Genomic DNA, 15,062 nt, shown 5'->3' on the forward strand with positions numbered 1-15,062 from the left:
TCAGAACGGGGAGTTGACCAGGGAGTGCGCCGCCATCTCCAGATAGTCCAGCAGCGCCCGCCGGTGCGCGTCATCGAGGGTGTCGGTGTCGATCTCGGCGATCGCCACCTTCATGCACTGCAGCCAGGCGTCGCGCTCGGCCGGTCCGATGCGGTAGGGCACGTGCCGCATCCGCAGCCGCGGGTGCCCGCGCTGCTCGGAGTAGGTGCGCGGCCCGCCCCAGTACTGCTCGAGGAACATCCGCAGCCGGTCCTCGGCGCCGTCCATGTCGTCGGCCGGATACAGCGGACGCAAGAGGTCGTCGGCGGCCACCAACTGGTAGAAGCGCCCCACCAGGGCGTGGAAGGTCGGCGCACCGCCGACCGCGTCGTAGAAGGATTGTTGAACCTCGGGCATCGGCTCCATTGTGCATGGCTGCCCGCCGCAGCCGACCGACCAGCGAACACCCGGCCGAATCGAGTGCGATCACGACCGAATCGTGGTGGACTGTTGCGCGGAGGACGCATGGCGCAGCACACGCATCGTCGCGGCCCGCGCACGCCGCCGGCCGCGACCAGCCCGCCCGGGCCCGGCTCGGGTGCGCCGCTGCGCAGTGTGCCCGATCCGCCCGCCCGCCTCTCCGGGCAGCGCCGGGTGCTGCTGCTCAACGCCACCTACGAACCGCTGACCGCGCTGCCGCTGCGGCGGGCGATCGTCATGCTGGTCTGCCACAAGGCCGAGACCGTGCACGACGACCCCGCCGGGGTGATCGTGCGGTCGGCCACCACGGCGGTGGTGGTGCCGTCGGTGATCCGGCTGACCCGCTACGTGCGGGTGCCCTACCGGGCCCGGGTGCCGATGACTCGCGCCGCGCTGATGCACCGCGACCGGTTCCGCTGCGCGTACTGCGGCAACCGCGCCGACACCGTCGACCACGTGGTGCCGCGCAGCCGGGGTGGCGCGCACTGCTGGGAGAACTGCGTGGCCTGCTGCTCGGCCTGCAACCACCGCAAAGCCGACCGGCTGCTGGCCGAGTTGGGCTGGACGCTGCGCTGCCCGCCGGTCACGCCGAAGGGCCAGCACTGGCGGCTGCTGTCAGCGGGCAGCGAACTGGATCCGTGCTGGAGCCGCTATCTGGGCGAGGGCGCCGCCTGAATCCCGTTTCACCGGTCTGCTGAACTGCACCGACAACCGGTGGGATACGGTTTGCACCGTGAGTGTGGCAGAGATCCTTCTCTATTTCGTGGCCATCCCGGGCGGGCTGGCGGCGGTGCTCGGCCTGTGGAGCTGGTCGGGCAAACGCATCCGCCCGGCGACCTACCAGCTGTCCGAGCCGTGGACACACGCACCGATCCTGTGGGCGGCGGTCGACGAAGCGGTCGGCCCCCGGCACGGCGAGGCGGTCGAGTTCAGCGTGGGAGGTGGCGCAAGTGGCAAGTGGTGACGTCGCGACGATCGAACGCACCGAACTCCCGCTCGGGTCGGTGGTGACCTACAGCGGCCGGATCTCCGGGGTCGTCGAGCCCTACGAGCCGTCGATGACCTACCCGTTCCCGATCAAAGACCTCGCGATGCTGGACAACACGCTGACCTACGCATCGCGGAGCGCGCAGGCCCGATTCGCCGTCTACCTCGGCGACCTCGGCGGGGACACCGCCGCGCGGGCCCGCGAGATCCTCGGCTCGGTGCCCACCCCCAACGACGCGGTGCTGCTGGCGGTCTCACCCGACCAGCGCGCCATCGAGGTCGTCTACGGTTCGGCGCTGCGCGGACGGGGAGCCGAGTCGGCCGCCCCCCTCGGCGTCGCCGCGGCGGCCTCCTCGTTCGCCGAAGGCAACCTGATCGACGGGCTGATCAGCGCGGTGCGCGTGATCAGCGCCGGGATCTCCCCGGTCTGACCGCGCCACGGCCGCGGTTGCACACCCGCTGGCTGGGCAACGTCGAACGGCGGGGGATCCCCGGGTCGGTCATCGACGCGGTCGGACGGGCCGGGGTCGGCGCGGCCAGCTTCGAGATCCTGGCCGGGCTGACCGAGGTCGCCGACCCGCGCGGCGGAAGCCACTTCCTGATTCCGGCGCGGACCCCGGCCGTGCAGGTGCGGGCCGCGGTGCTGATGGCCGCGGTGTTCAACGCCGGCAGCGGCTATCCCGGCGGTGACTTCGCCGTCACCGACTTCGGCGCAGCCGAAGTGCGCCGGATCCGTGAGCGGCAGGCCGCCAATGCCTGGAGCTACCGCGCCGCCGGTGCGGTGGCGGGGAACGGCGCGCTGGCGGCGACACCGCACGGCATCCTGATGGGCATCGGCGGCAGCCTGCCGCACCGCGCGGCCAGCCGGCGCGGCGGCACCACCTACGGCGATGTCTTCCTGGTCAACCTCCGCGCCGGAGACGACCCGACGGCCCTGCTGACCGCGATCATCGAATCCGGTGTCGGCTGGTACCGCGGCGACGACGGCACCGCGCGTCCCGGGCGGCTGCACCTGGACCGCCTGCTGCACCATGAGGAACGACACGCCCGGCAGTGGGCCGCGCTGGGGCCGGTGCGGATGAGCGTCGGCTATCTCACCGCGGAGGCCGCGGCGGTGGTGACCGGGCGGCCGAACGCCTTCGAGGTGGCCGCCGGCCTCAGCGACGGCGGCTACCGGCCGGTGCGGTGATCAACTGCCGTCGAACATCCGCGCCCGCAGGGCCCGTTCCACGCCGGCTTTGCCCTCCAGCACCAGGCGGCGCAGCGGTGGCGGCACCTGCGGGTCGGCCAGGAAGGACTCGGCCGCGCCGATGCCGTCGTCGCTGACGTTCCACGTCGGGTACAGCCCGATCACCACGGTCTGCGCCACCTCACTGGACCGGCGCTGCCACACCCCCGGGATCGCGTTGAAGTAGCGCGCGGTGAACGCATCCAGCAGCTCGGCCTGCCCGGGTTGCACGATGCCGGCGATGATCGCCCGACCGGTGATGTTGGCCAGCGTGTCGTCCTCGATGACCCGGGTCCAGGCCCGTTCCTTGACCGCCTGCTGCGGCCGGGCGGCGGCGGCCTGCGCGCCGTGGCGGCGCCCGGTCGCGGTCGGGTCGCGCTGCACCTCGGCATCGATGAACGGGGTGTCCGGGCCGTCGGCATCGACGACGCCGCCGCGCGCCAGTGCGGTGACGATACGCCAGCGCAGATCGGCGTCGACGGTCAAGCCGGTCAGCTGCTGGCCGGCCGGATCGGCGTCGAGCAGAGCGGCGAGCACGTCGGTGTGCCGGTCGGCGAGCACCGAGGTGCTCAGCGCGTTGACGAAGGCCAACTGGTGATCGGAGGCGGGATCGGCGGCGCGGGCCAACTCCAGCAGCCGGTCGGCGAACGCCGGCCATCCGGTGGCCGTCGCCCAGCCCGGGTCGGCGTAGGAGCCCAGCGCGGTCTGCGCCTGCAACAGCAGTCGCTGGGCGACCCCGACCTCGGTCTCGGCGTGGATGCCGCCGGAGACCAGCGCCACGAAATCGCGTGCCTTCAGCTCGGCCTCGCGGGTCATCTCCCACGCCGCCGACCACACCAGCGTGCGCGGCAACGGCTCGGCGATATCGGCGATACGCTCCAGCGCGGTCGCCAGCGACTCCGGATCCAGCCGCAGCGAGCAGTAGGTCAGGTCGTCGTCGTTGACCAGGATCAGCGCGCCGCGGTTCCGGCCGACCAGGGCGGGCACCTCGGTGCTGGGACCCTCGACGTCGAGTTCTTCGCGGTGCACCCGCACCAGCCGGCCGTCCCGCTCGTCGTAGACGCCCACCGCCAGCCGGTGCGCGCGGGTCTCGCCCGCGCCCGGCGCGGCGCCGCCCTGGGTGATGGCGAACCGGGTGACCGCGCCGTCGGCGTCGACATCGAAGTCCGGGCGCAACGTGTTGATGCCGGTGGTCTTGAGCCACTGCCTGCCCCAGTCGGACAGGTCGCGTCCGGAGGCGCGCTCCAACGCCGCCAGCAGATCGTCGAAGGTGGCGTTGGCGTAGGCGTGGGTGCGGAAATAGTCGCGCAGGCCAGCCAGGAACCGATCCAGCCCGACGTAGGCGACCAGCTGCTTGAGCACCGAGGCGCCCTTGGCGTAGGTGATGCCGTCGAAGTTGACCTCGACGGCGGCGAGGTCGGGCATGTCGGCGGCGATCGGGTGGGTCGAGGGCAGCTGGTCCTGTCGGTAGGCCCACGACTTCTCGGCGTTGGCGAACCCGGTCCACGCCTCGGTGTACTCGGTGGCCTCACTTTGGCAGAGCACCGCGGCGAACGTCGCGAACGACTCGTTGAGCCACAGGTCGTCCCACCACCGCATCGTCACGAGGTTGCCGAACCACATGTGGGCCATCTCGTGTAGCAGGGTCTCGGCGCGCCGCTCGTAGGAGGCGCGGGTGACCTTGGAGCGGAAGACATAGTCCTCCAGGAAGGTGACCGCACCGACGTTCTCCATCGCCCCGGCATTGAACTCCGGCACGAACAGCTGGTCGTACTTGCCGAACGGGTAGGTGATGCCGAAATGCTTGTGGTAGAAACCGAACCCCTGTTTGGTCTCGGTGAACAGCCGCTCGGCGTCCATGTGCTCGGCCAGCGAGGCCCGGCAGAAGATGCCCAACGGGATCTCGCCGTGCTCGTCGCGGTAGGTGTCGGTCCAGCGGGCGTAGGGCCCGGCGATCACCGCCACCAGGTAGGTGCTGATCCGCGGAGTGGTCGCGAACGCGTGCACCCCGTCGGCGACCTCGGTGGTGGGGCCGTTGGAGATCACCTGCCAGTGCGCGGGCGCGGTGACCCGGATCTCGAAGGTCGCCTTGAGGTCGGGCTGGTCGAAGCAGGCGAACATCCGTTTCGCGTCGGCGGTCTCGAACTGCGAATACAGGTACACCTCGTCATCGACCGGGTCGACGAAGCGGTGCAAACCCTCCCCGGTGTTGGAGTAGCGGCAGTCGGCGTCGACCACCACTTCGTTGTGCTCGGCCAGCCCGCGCAACGGGATGCCGGTGGACTCGTCATAGCCGGAGACGTCGATGTCGACGCCGTTGAGGGTGGCGCGGCGCACGGTGTCGGCGGCGAGGTCCAGGTAGGTGTCGGCGCCGGCCACGGCGTCGAAGGTGACCGTGGTGATCGAGCGGAAGGTGTCGGCGCCGGGCCCACCGGAACCGTCGGTGAGGTCGAGGTCGATGCGGTAGCCGTCCACGGTGAGCAGCGCGGCGCGTTCGGCGGCCTGGTCGCGGGTGAGGTTAGGAAGTGCCACCCGTCCCAACCTAATGGTTGCGCGAGGACTCCCGGTCACTCGGTTTCCGCTGAAATCGACACCTCAGCGGTGTCATGGCGCTGTTTTCGCGGCTGTACGCCGATACGGCTGTCGATTTCAGGGAAGCGCCGCCGGTCGCGGCGGCGCCGCGGCGACTACGGTGGGGACCGGCGGACCGGCCCGCCACATCGCCGTACTGCGAGAGGACAGCTATGCCCGACAAGGCCGATTTCTGGTTCGATCCGCTCTGCCCGTGGTGCTGGATCACCTCCCGCTGGATCCTCGAGGTCGAGCAGGTCCGCGATATCGAGGTGCACTTCCACGTGATGAGCCTGGCGGTGCTCAACGAGGGCCGCGACGACCTCTCCGACGACTACCGGGAAGGGCTGAAGAAGGCGCTGGGCCCGGTGCGGGTGGCGATCGCCGCCGAGCAGCAACGCGGCGCGGCGATCCTCGCTCCGCTGTACACCGCCATGGGAACCCGGATCCACAACCAGGACAACAAGGACCTGCCGCAGGTGATCGAGCAGGCCCTCGCCGAAGTCGGTCTGCCCGCCGAGTTGGCGCAGGCCGCCACCGTCGACACCTACGACGAGGCGCTGCGCGCAAGCCACCACGCCGGCATGGACCCGGTGGGCAAGGACGTCGGCACCCCGACCATCCACGTCAACGGGGTGGCGTTCTTCGGCCCGGTGCTCTCGCGGATCCCGCGCGGTGAGCAGGCCGGAAAACTGTGGGACGCCTCGGTGGCGTTCGCCGCCTATCCGCACTTCTTCGAACTCAAACGCACCCGCACCGAGGCGCCGGAATTCGACTGACCGGCCGCGCACCCGCCGGTCACCGCGGACCGCTCTGACACAATGACCGCCATGCGCGTTTACCTCGGCTGCGACCACGCCGGCTACGAACTCAAGCAGCAGATCGTCGACCACCTCAAACAGTTGGGGCACGAGCCGATCGACTGCGGCGCGTTCGAATACGACGCCGACGACGACTACCCGGCGTTCTGCATCGCGGCCGCGTCGCGCACGGTGGCCGACCCGGGCAGCCTGGGCATCGTGCTGGGCGGCTCGGGCAACGGGGAGCAGATCGCCGCCAACAAGGTCCCCGGGGCGCGCTGCGCGCTGGCCTGGAGCGTGGAGACCGCGAAGCTGGCCCGCGAACACAACAACGCGCAACTGATCGGGATCGGCGGTCGGATGCACAGCACCGACGAGGCGCTGGCCATCGTCGACGCGTTTTTGGCCACCCCGTGGTCGCAGGCCGAACGCCACCAGCGGCGCATCGACATCCTCGACGACTACGAGCGCACCCACCAGGCGCCGGCGGTGCCGGGCGCGGCCGGCTGACCGGTGCCCGAAGGGCACACCCTGCACCGGCTCGGCCGGCTGCATCAACGCCGGTTCGCCGGCTCGCCGGTGGCGGTGAGCAGCCCGCAGGGCCGGTTCGCCGAGGGCGCCGCCCTCCTCGACGGACTGGTGCTGACCGGCACCGACGTCTGGGGCAAACACCTGTTCCACCGCTACGCCGGGGGCGCGGTGGTGCACATCCATCTCGGCTTGTACGGCACCTTCACCGAGTTCGCGGTGCCGCCCGACGGACCCGCGCCGCCGCCGGTCGGCCAGGTCCGCATGCGCCTGGCCGGCGCGGAGTACGGCACCGACCTGCGCGGGCCGACCGCGTGCGAGATCTTCGACGAACTTCAGGTCGCCGACCTGCTGGCCCGGCTCGGCCCCGACCCGCTACGCCGCGACGCCGACCCCGCCCTGGTGTACAAGCGGATCGCCAAGTCCCGCAGGGCTATCGGCGGCCTGTTGCTGGACCAGTCGGTGGTCGCCGGGGTCGGCAACGTCTACCGGGCGGAGCTGCTGTTCCGCAACGGGATCGATCCGCGCCGCCCCGGGACCACCATCACCGCGGACGAGTTCGACACGGCCTGGCGTGATCTCGTCGCGTTGATGAAGGTCGGCCTGCGTCGCGGCAAGATCGTGGTGGTGCGACCCGAGCACGACCACGGCGCACCGGCCTACGCCGCGGGCAAACCACGCACCTACGTCTACGGCCGGGCGGGGGAGCCCTGCCGCGTCTGCGCCACCCCGGTGCGCGTCACCGACCTGGAGGCCCGCGCCATGTTCTGGTGCCCGGGTTGCCAGGGTTGACCGCGATCAGTCGTCGATGACCCCGAGCACCCGGTAGATCTCATTGGAGAGGCAGACGCTGCGCGGGTCGGCGTTGGCCTTGGTCTCGTCGAACCGGTTCATCACGTAGGCGTAGCCGATCCGCTGTTCCAGGTCGACGAACCCGAACGAGCCGCCCAGCCCGCCGTGACCGAAGATGCGCGGATTCGGGCCGTTCACACACCGCTGGTTGAGCATGTAGCCCAGACCCCAGCCGTGGTCGGCCACCCTGGGGCCCAACACCAGATCGGTGTCGAAGCCACCTTGGGAGACCCGGATGAGATCCATGTGGGCCCGGCTGAGCAACCGCTCCTGGGCCAGCGCGTTGTAGAACGTCGCCATCCCCAGCGCCGACACCTGGGCGTTGGTGCCCGGGAACTCCGACGCCCGCCACAGTTCCAAGTCGTGGGTGGCGACCTCGTCGTCGGGTGCGAACCCCATCGCGATCGCCAGCCCGGCCTTGGGATGGTCGGCCAGCGAGGTCGGACGGTCCGGGGCGCCGACGGCGGCCAGGATCTCCCGGATCGACGGCTTGTCCACCGGGTCGGCGCAGCGGCGCCGCTGCTCAGCCGCGGGCAGCCCGATGTACACCTCGGCGCCCAGCGGTCCGGCGATCTCCCGCGCCAGGTACTCGCCGACGGTGCCGCCGGTGACCCGACGCACCACCTCGCCGATGATGAACCCGTAGGTGGTCATGTGATACCCCTGCGCGGTGCCCGGCTCCCACCAGGGCGCGGCGCGCGCGATGCGCTCGCAGACCAGGTCCCAGTCGGTGACGTCCTGCCACGGCATCGGGTCGCGCGGGCCGATGACACCGGACCGGTGACTGAGCACCATCGCCACGGTGATGTCCTGTTTTCCCGCTTGGCCGAACTCCGGCCAGTAGCGGGCGATCGGCGCGTCGAGGGCCAGCTCGCCGCGCTCCACCAACTGGTGCACGCAGGTGCTGGTCAAACCCTTGGTGCCGGACAGCACGGTGGACAACGTGTCGGGAGTCCACGGCCGTGGGCCGGCCGGGCCACCCCAGAGGTTGACGACGAGTTCCCCGTCGACGAAAGCGGCGACCGCCGCGCCCAATTCGCCGCGGACGGCGAAGTTCTCCTCGAACACCTCGGCGACCCGCTGGAACGCCGGCGCGCACCAGCCCTGGATGCCGACGTCGTTCACGCAGTCTCCCGTCGAGGAACCCCCTTCGAGCGGGCGACGGGAATCGAACCCGCGTCGCTAGTTTGGAAGACTAGGGCTCTACCATTGAGCTACGCCCGCATTACTTCAGCGCGACTCTACGGCCCGTCTGGCGGCAATTCCAATCGACGCCGCTCATCGGCGTGCAGGTCCGGGGCCGTAGGATCGCGTGATCAGTGCGGGGTGTAGCGCAGCTTGGTAGCGCATCCGCTTTGGGAGCGGAAGGTCGCAGGTTCAAATCCTGTCACCCCGACCAGCGTGACCGTCACAACCGACATGAGGAGTACGCCTGTGAAGAGCACCGTCGAGAAGTTGAGCCCCACCCGGGTTCGCATCAATGTGGAGGTGCCCTTCACCGAGCTGGAGCCGGACTTCACCCGTACCTATCAGGAACTGGCCAAACAGGTCCGGCTGCCGGGCTTCCGGCCGGGCAAGGCGCCGGCCAAGCTGCTGGAGGCGCGGATCGGCCGGGGCGCGGTGCTCGAGCAGGTGGTCAACGAGGCGCTGCCCAGCCGCTACAGCGAGGCGGTGGCCAGCGCCGAGGTTCAGCCGCTCGGCCAGCCCGACATCGAGATCACCAAGCTCGAGGACGGCGAGGAACTGGTGTTCACCGCCGAGGTCGACGTCCGCCCGGAGATCGACCTGGGACCGGCCGAGGGGCTGCAGATCACCGTCGACCCGATCGAGGTCGGCGACGACGAGGTCGACGCGGAGCTGGAATCGCTGCGCGCCCGCTTCGGCACGCTGACCGGGGTGGACCGGGCCGCGGCCGACGGCGACTTCGTCTCGATCGACCTGTCCGCCTCGGTCGACGGGGAGGAACTGGCCGACGCGGCGACCGAGGGCCTGTCTCACGAGGTCGGCTCCGGCCAGCTCATCGACGGGCTCGACGAGGCGATCGTCGGGCTCAAGGCCGGGGAGAGCAAGGTCTTCACCACCACGTTGGCCGCGGGCCCGCAGGCCGGTAAGGAAGCACAGGTCACCGTCACCGTCGGCGCGGTCAAGGAGCGTGAGCTGCCCGAGCCCGACGACGAGTTCGCGCAACTGGCCAGCGAGTTCGACACCATCGCCGACCTGCGCGAGAACCTGACCGAGCAGGTGCGGCGCACCAAACGCGTCCAGCAGGCCGAGAAGATCCGTGACAGCGCGCTGGAGTTGCTGCTGGAGAAAGTGGAGGTCCCGCTGCCCGAGGCCATCGTGCAGGCCCAGGTCGACGACACGGTGCACAACGCCATCCACGGCCTCGACCACGACGAGGAGAAGCTGGCCGAGGCACTCGCCGAGCAGGGTTCCTCGCGGGAGGAGTTCGACGCCGACACCCGCTCCTCGGCGGAGAAGGCGGTCAAGACCCAGCTGCTGCTCGACGCGCTCGCCGACAAGCTGGAGATCCAGGTCGGTCAGCAGGATCTGACCGAGCGGCTGGTGATGATGTCGCAGCAGTACGGTATCGAGCCCCAGCAGCTGATGACCTATCTGCAGCAGAACAACCAGCTGCCGGCGATGTTCGCCGACGTGCGGCGGGGCCTGACGATCGCCGCGGTCGTGGAGTCGGCCACCGTCACCGACAGTGCCGGCGCCACCGTCGACACCAGCGAGTTCTTCGGACGGCAGGCGCAGGCCGAGGCGGCCGGGGCGCCGGAGGCCGAGGCTGAGGCGGAGGCCGAGTCTGAGGCCGCCGACGCCGACGAGGCGTGACGCTGTCAGCGAACACGGCGGATTCGGGGCGCGTTGGGGGAGTGCACGGCCCGTCCGGTTGGTTAGTGTCGGGACAGAGCAAACAGCAGAAAGCAGGTATCCCACTGTGAGCGGTGTGACGGACATGCGGTCGGAAGGGCTGGGACTGAACCTGGCCGATTCGGTCTTCGAGCGGTTGCTGAGGGAACGCATCATCTTCCTCGGTTCGCAGGTCGACGACGACATCGCCAACCGGCTGTGCGCCCAGATCCTGCTGCTCTCGGCCGAGGACCCCACCCGGGACATCTCGCTGTACATCAACTCCCCGGGCGGGTCGATCAGCGCCGGGATGGCGATCTACGACACGATGACGCTGTCGCCGTGCGACATCGCCACGTACGCGATGGGGATGGCCGCCTCGATGGGCGAGTTCCTGCTCGCCGGCGGCACCAAGGGCAAGCGCTACGCCCTGCCGCACGCCCGGATTCTCATGCACCAGCCGTTGGGCGGGGTGACCGGCAGCGCGGCCGACATCGCGATCCAGGCCGAGCAGTTCGCGGTCATCAAGAAGGAGATGTTCCGGCTCAACGCCGAGTTCACCGGTCAACCGATCGAGCGGATCGAGGCCGACTCCGACCGGGACCGCTGGTTCACCGCCCAGGAAGCCCTCGAGTACGGCTTCGTCGACCACATCATCACCCGCGCCCACACCAACGGAGCCTCGTCATGAACCCTGATCTTCAGCCCCAGGCGCGCTACGTTCTGCCGCAGTTCAGTGAGCGGACCCACCTCGGGGAACGCATCGTCGACCCCTACGCGAAGCTGTTCGACGAACGCATCATCTTCCTCGGCGCCCAGGTCGACGACGTGTCCGCCAACGACGTGATGGCGCAGCTGCTGGTGCTGGAATCCCAGGATCCCGACCGCGACATCACCATGTACATCAACTCGCCCGGCGGCGGCTTCACCTCGCTGATGGCGATCTACGACACCATGCAGTACGTGCGGGCCGACATCCAGACCGTCTGCCTGGGGCAGGCCGCCTCGGCGGCGGCGGTGCTGCTGGCGGCGGGCACCCCCGGCAAGCGCATGGCGCTGCCCAACGCCCGGGTGCTCATCCATCAGCCGCAGCTGGCCGGGGTGATCCAGGGCCAGTTCTCCGACCTGGAGATCCAGGCCGCCGAGATCGAGCGGATGCGCAGCCTGATGGAGGCCACCCTGGCCCGCCACACCGGCAAGGACCCCGAGGTGATCCGCAAGGACACCGACCGGGACAAGATCCTCACCGCCGAGGACGCCAAGGAGTACGGGATCATCGACACCGTGCTCGAGTACCGCAAGCTCTCCGCCCAGCAGGGCTGAGACCGCGCCGGTCGCGCGCCGGCGAGGCCACGGCCGCCGAGCGTGCAGTCACTGCGAGATCAGCGCGCGGTCTTTTCGCAGCTGTTACACGTTCGGCGTCGGGGTCGGCCCCGCGGCGGGGCCGGCCAGACAGCGACCCAGCGCGGCGATGTCGGCAGGCCGCACCCGGCAGCAACCGCCGACGATGCGGGCCCCGGCGGCCACCCAGGCGGCGGCCTCCCCGGGGCGGAACCGGCTGGGCCCGGTCCACCGCCCGGCCCAGCGCTCGCCGCTGTTGGGGTAGACGATCACCGGCTTGCCGGTGACGGCGCGGGCGGTCGCGATCGCCGGTAGCACGTCGTCCGGGTCGCAGCAGTTGACGCCGATGGCCACGATCCGGTCCACCTCCGCGGCCACCGCGAAAGCCTCCGCCAGCGGCTGGCCCGCGCGGGTGCGCGTGCCCTCGACGGTGAAGCTCAACCACGCCGGCAGCTCACCCTCGGCCACCAGCGCGGCCAGCGCTTCGGCCTCGACGACGTCGGGGACGGTCTCGCAGGCCAGCACGTCGGGTCCGGCGGCGCTGAGCACCTCGAAGCGCCGCCGATGCCAGGCGGTCAACTCGGTCGCCGTCAGCCCGTAGCGGCCGCGGTATTCCGAACCGTCGGCGAGCGCCGCCCCGTACGGTCCGATCGAAGCGGCCACCCACCGGTGGCCATCCACCGTGGTCGCGGCCGCCCGCGCCAGGTTCACACTGCGGCGCAACAGTTCGGCGGTCTGCTCCGCGTCGAGTCCGCGGGCGGCGAAGCCGGGAAAGGAGGCCTGATAGCTGGCGGTGGTGGCGATCTGGGCGCCGGACCGGAAGAACCTCTCATGCGCCGCGGTGATCGACCGCGGCGCGTCCAGCAGCAGGCGCGCCGACCACAGTGGGTCGGTGAGATCGAAGCCGGCGGCTTCCAGCTCGGTTGCCAGACCGCCGTCGCTGATCAGCACGGTATCGTTGGGCACGGCGAACCGCACGGCTTCCACTGTAGGCGTGAGCGGACACCGTGGGCGCGAGCGGAACCGCCGCGCCTTGCGATTCGGTCACGTCGGCGACACGCCCGCGCCACGGCGGCGCGTCCCGCCGGGAGCAGCCGAGTGAAGCGATAGGTTCGACATGCACCAATGCCGTCGGGGTGATTCCCGTTATGAGTCGCCCGGCGGCGCAGCAAGCGGGTAGCGTCGAGGCAAGACGCGCGACGCGACCCGAGACCGACGGCGATCAGGAAAGTGGGAGCCCAGCATCATGGCACGCATCGGAGATGGTGGCGACCTGCTGAAGTGCTCGTTCTGCGGGAAGAGCCAGAAGCAGGTCAAGAAGCTGATCGCCGGGCCCGGCGTCTACATCTGTGACGAATGCATCGACCTGTGCAACGAGATCATCGAGGAGGAACTCGCCGACGGCGACGAGGTCAAACTCGACGAGCTGCCCAAACCGGCGGAGATCCGGGAGTTCCTCGACGGTTACGTCATCGGTCAGGACACCGCCAAGCGCACCCTGGCGGTGGCGGTCTACAACCACTACAAGCGCATCCAGGCCGGCGACAAGAACCGCGACTCCCGCTCCGGTGAGTCGGTCGAGCTGACCAAGTCCAACATCTTGATGCTCGGGCCCACCGGGTGCGGCAAGACCTACCTGGCGCAGACGCTGGCCAAGATGCTCAACGTCCCGTTCGCCATCGCCGACGCCACCGCCCTGACCGAGGCCGGGTACGTCGGTGAGGACGTGGAGAACATCCTGCTCAAGCTGATCCAGGCGGCCGACTACGACGTCAAGCGCGCCGAGACCGGCATCATCTACATCGACGAGGTCGACAAGATCGCCCGCAAGAGCGAGAACCCGTCGATCACCCGGGACGTCTCCGGTGAGGGTGTGCAGCAGGCGCTGCTGAAGATCCTGGAGGGCACCCAGGCCTCGGTGCCGCCGCAGGGCGGGCGCAAGCACCCGCACCAGGAGTTCATCCAGATCGACACCACCAACGTGCTGTTCATCGTCGCGGGAGCGTTCGCCGGGCTGGAGAAGATCGTCTCCGACCGGATCGGCAAGCGGGGCCTGGGGTTCGGCGCCGAGGTGCACTCCAAGGCCGAGGTCGACACCAGCGACCACTTCGCCGAGGTGATGCCGGAGGACCTGATCAAGTTCGGGCTGATCCCGGAGTTCATCGGTCGGCTGCCGGTGGTCGCGTCGGTGACCAACCTGGACCGGGAGTCGCTGGTCAAAATCCTCTCCGAGCCGAAGAACGCGCTCGTCAAGCAGTACATCCGGTTGTTCGACCTGGACGGCGTCGAGCTGGAGTTCAGCGACGAGGCCCTGGAGGCCATCGCTGACCAGGCCATCCACCGCGGCACCGGGGCGCGCGGGCTGCGCGCGATCATGGAGGAAGTCCTGCTGCCGGTGATGTACGACATCCCCAGCCGCGACGACGTCGCGAAGGTCGTGGTGACCCGGGAGACGGTCGAGGACAACGTGTTGCCCACGATCGTGCCCCGCAAGCCGGCCCGCGCCGAGCGCCGCGACAAGACCGCCTGACCGGCCGCTATCCGGTGATCCGGTCGGCGCGGGTGTAGACGTTCAGCGAATCGCCGCGCAGGAACGCCACCAGCGTCAACCCGGCCTCGGCGGCCAGGTCGACCGCCAGCGACGACGGCGCCGACACCGCGGCCAGGATTGGTACCCCGGCCATCACGGCCTTCTGGGTCAGTTCGAACGACGCTCGGCCGCTGACCAGCAACACCGTGCCGGTCAGCGGCACCCGGCCCTGCTCGACGGCCCAGCCGATCACCTTGTCCACCGCGTTGTGCCGGCCGATGTCCTCCCGGACCACCAGGGCGGTGCCTGCGGCGTCGAACAGCGCGGCCGCATGCAGCCCGCCGGTGCTGGCGAACACGTTCTGCCTGGCCAGCAGCTTGTCGGGCAATGCCGTCAGGGTGGCGGCAGGGACGGTGATCGGATCGTCGTCGGGCCGGAACCGGCTCTGCAGCAGCACCGAATCCAGCGAGGTCTTGCCGCACACCCCGCACGACGAGGTGGTGTAGAAGTTGCGCTGCAGACGCGGCCCCGGCTCGGGCACCCCGGGTGACAACGTCGCGTCGAGCACGTTGTAGCTGTTGAGGCCGTCGAGGTCCGCGTCGCCGGCCCCGGCGCAGAACTGGGCGGTGTGCAGATCCTCGCGCCCGCCGATCACCCCCTCGGTGAGCAGGAACCCCTGGGTGAGTTCCACGTCGCGGCCCGGGGTGCGCATCGTGACCGTCAACGGCGTCCCGTTGACCCGGATCTCCAGCGGTTCCTCCACGGCCAGGGTTTCCAGCCGTTCCACCGTGTCCGCGGCCCGGTAGCGGCGGATGCGCCGGCGCGCGGTCAGTCGCCCCACGCCGGCCCGATCCTCGAGAACGCCATATCGGTCATGGTTCCATCTTGGCGGTACCGGCCGTCGGCGCCG

Annotated in this window: 16 protein-coding genes and 2 tRNA genes; 12 read left to right on the forward strand and 6 right to left on the reverse strand. The window is 70.1% G+C overall.

Translation table 11 applies throughout. The features are described 5' to 3' along the window. Positions 1-405, reverse strand: a complete 405-nt coding sequence (locus tag AWC30_RS03620; protein WP_085108836.1) for a globin — start codon at positions 403-405, stop codon at positions 1-3. 99 nt (positions 406-504) lie between these two features. Here AWC30_RS03620 and AWC30_RS03625 point away from each other — a divergent pair, with 99 nt between their 5' ends. The 4 genes from AWC30_RS03625 to AWC30_RS03640 are packed head-to-tail and all read left to right on the forward strand — an operon-like array spanning position 505 to position 2,635. Further along, positions 505-1,134, forward strand: coding sequence for an HNH endonuclease (locus AWC30_RS03625; protein WP_085108837.1), 630 nt, complete (start codon positions 505-507; stop codon positions 1,132-1,134). A gap of 58 nt (positions 1,135-1,192) precedes the next feature. Further along, a complete protein-coding gene (gene ctaJ, locus AWC30_RS03630) occupies positions 1,193-1,423 on the forward strand; it encodes an aa3-type cytochrome oxidase subunit CtaJ (RefSeq protein ID WP_085108838.1) in 231 nt (76 codons plus the stop codon). Then, positions 1,410-1,877: a DUF5130 family protein gene (locus tag AWC30_RS03635; protein ID WP_085108839.1), complete on the forward strand. Its 468-nt coding sequence runs from the start codon at positions 1,410-1,412 to the stop codon at positions 1,875-1,877. Before ctaJ ends, AWC30_RS03635 begins: the two co-directional genes overlap by 14 nt. Positions 1,878-1,894: 17 nt before the next feature. Next, positions 1,895-2,635 (forward strand): hypothetical protein, encoded by a 741-nt coding sequence (locus tag AWC30_RS03640; RefSeq protein ID WP_085108840.1) that lies wholly within the window; start codon positions 1,895-1,897, stop codon positions 2,633-2,635. On the opposite strand, the gene pepN is transcribed toward AWC30_RS03640, so the two are convergent. Then, complete coding sequence (gene pepN / locus AWC30_RS03645) at positions 2,636-5,206, reverse strand: aminopeptidase N (protein ID WP_085108841.1); 2,571 nt, start codon at positions 5,204-5,206, stop codon at positions 2,636-2,638. A 212-nt stretch (positions 5,207-5,418) separates the two neighbouring features. Here pepN and AWC30_RS03650 point away from each other — a divergent pair, with 212 nt between their 5' ends. From AWC30_RS03650 to AWC30_RS03660, 3 genes are read left to right on the forward strand one after another with little or no spacing between them, the layout of a single operon-like run. Then, entirely contained in the window at positions 5,419-6,024 is a 606-nt protein-coding gene (locus tag AWC30_RS03650; protein ID WP_085108842.1) for a mycothiol-dependent nitroreductase Rv2466c family protein, read from the forward strand. A gap of 51 nt (positions 6,025-6,075) precedes the next feature. Then, positions 6,076-6,555, forward strand: coding sequence for a ribose-5-phosphate isomerase (locus AWC30_RS03655; protein WP_085108965.1), 480 nt, complete (start codon positions 6,076-6,078; stop codon positions 6,553-6,555). Positions 6,556-6,558: 3 nt separating this feature from the next. Beyond that, on the forward strand, positions 6,559-7,365 hold the full coding sequence (locus tag AWC30_RS03660; RefSeq protein WP_085108843.1) for an Fpg/Nei family DNA glycosylase: 807 nt from the start codon (positions 6,559-6,561) through the stop codon (positions 7,363-7,365). Positions 7,366-7,371: 6 nt separating this feature from the next. Here AWC30_RS03660 and AWC30_RS03665 read toward each other — a convergent pair whose 3' ends face one another. Together AWC30_RS03665 and AWC30_RS03670 are read right to left on the reverse strand one after the other, a co-directional pair. Next, positions 7,372-8,550 (reverse strand): serine hydrolase domain-containing protein, encoded by a 1,179-nt coding sequence (locus AWC30_RS03665; RefSeq protein ID WP_085108844.1) that lies wholly within the window; start codon positions 8,548-8,550, stop codon positions 7,372-7,374. Positions 8,551-8,578: 28 nt separating this feature from the next. After that, positions 8,579-8,649, reverse strand: a tRNA-Gly gene (locus tag AWC30_RS03670). Between the two features lie 98 nt (positions 8,650-8,747). Between AWC30_RS03670 and AWC30_RS03675 the strand changes: the two genes are divergently transcribed. From AWC30_RS03675 to AWC30_RS03690, 4 genes are all read left to right on the forward strand, one after another. After that, positions 8,748-8,824, forward strand: a tRNA-Pro gene (locus AWC30_RS03675). 35 nt (positions 8,825-8,859) lie between these two features. Continuing rightward, positions 8,860-10,263: a trigger factor gene (gene tig, locus AWC30_RS03680; protein WP_165756420.1), complete on the forward strand. Its 1,404-nt coding sequence runs from the start codon at positions 8,860-8,862 to the stop codon at positions 10,261-10,263. Between the two features lie 106 nt (positions 10,264-10,369). Continuing rightward, positions 10,370-10,972, forward strand: coding sequence for an ATP-dependent Clp protease proteolytic subunit (locus AWC30_RS03685; RefSeq protein WP_085108846.1), 603 nt, complete (start codon positions 10,370-10,372; stop codon positions 10,970-10,972). Further along, positions 10,969-11,604: an ATP-dependent Clp protease proteolytic subunit gene (locus AWC30_RS03690; RefSeq protein WP_085108847.1), complete on the forward strand. Its 636-nt coding sequence runs from the start codon at positions 10,969-10,971 to the stop codon at positions 11,602-11,604. The genes AWC30_RS03685 and AWC30_RS03690 overlap by 4 nt, the downstream gene beginning before the upstream one ends. 84 nt (positions 11,605-11,688) lie before the next feature. On the opposite strand, the gene mmuM is transcribed toward AWC30_RS03690, so the two are convergent. Beyond that, positions 11,689-12,609, reverse strand: a complete 921-nt coding sequence (gene mmuM / locus AWC30_RS03695; protein ID WP_372507089.1) for a homocysteine S-methyltransferase — start codon at positions 12,607-12,609, stop codon at positions 11,689-11,691. Positions 12,610-12,868: 259 nt separating this feature from the next. Between mmuM and clpX the strand changes: the two genes are divergently transcribed. Further along, on the forward strand, positions 12,869-14,152 hold the full coding sequence (gene clpX / locus AWC30_RS03700) for an ATP-dependent Clp protease ATP-binding subunit ClpX (RefSeq protein ID WP_085108848.1): 1,284 nt from the start codon (positions 12,869-12,871) through the stop codon (positions 14,150-14,152). 7 nt (positions 14,153-14,159) lie between these two features. Here clpX and fdhD read toward each other — a convergent pair whose 3' ends face one another. Continuing rightward, on the reverse strand, positions 14,160-14,993 hold the full coding sequence (fdhD, locus tag AWC30_RS03705) for a formate dehydrogenase accessory sulfurtransferase FdhD (protein WP_085108849.1): 834 nt from the start codon (positions 14,991-14,993) through the stop codon (positions 14,160-14,162). Positions 14,994-15,062: the final 69 nt, after the last annotated feature.

It is taken from the genome of Mycolicibacillus trivialis, from assembly GCF_002102395.1.
In the GTDB taxonomy this organism is placed as follows: domain Bacteria; phylum Actinomycetota; class Actinomycetes; order Mycobacteriales; family Mycobacteriaceae; genus Mycobacterium; species Mycobacterium triviale.

Bases quoted from the DNA above. Each gene is read 5' to 3' on its own strand.
- AWC30_RS03690 (WP_085108847.1), top strand. From the start codon at position 10,969: ATGAACCCTGATCTTCAGCCCCAGGCGCGCTACGTTCTGCCGCAGTTC.
- AWC30_RS03650 (WP_085108842.1), top strand. From the start codon at position 5,419: ATGCCCGACAAGGCCGATTTCTGGTTCGATCCGCTCTGCCCGTGGTGC.
- AWC30_RS03625 (WP_085108837.1), top strand. From the start codon at position 505: ATGGCGCAGCACACGCATCGTCGCGGCCCGCGCACGCCGCCGGCCGCG.
- clpX (WP_085108848.1), top strand. From the start codon at position 12,869: ATGGCACGCATCGGAGATGGTGGCGACCTGCTGAAGTGCTCGTTCTGC.
- AWC30_RS03655 (WP_085108965.1), top strand. From the start codon at position 6,076: ATGCGCGTTTACCTCGGCTGCGACCACGCCGGCTACGAACTCAAGCAG.
- AWC30_RS03620 (WP_085108836.1), bottom strand. From the start codon at position 405: ATGGAGCCGATGCCCGAGGTTCAACAATCCTTCTACGACGCGGTCGGC.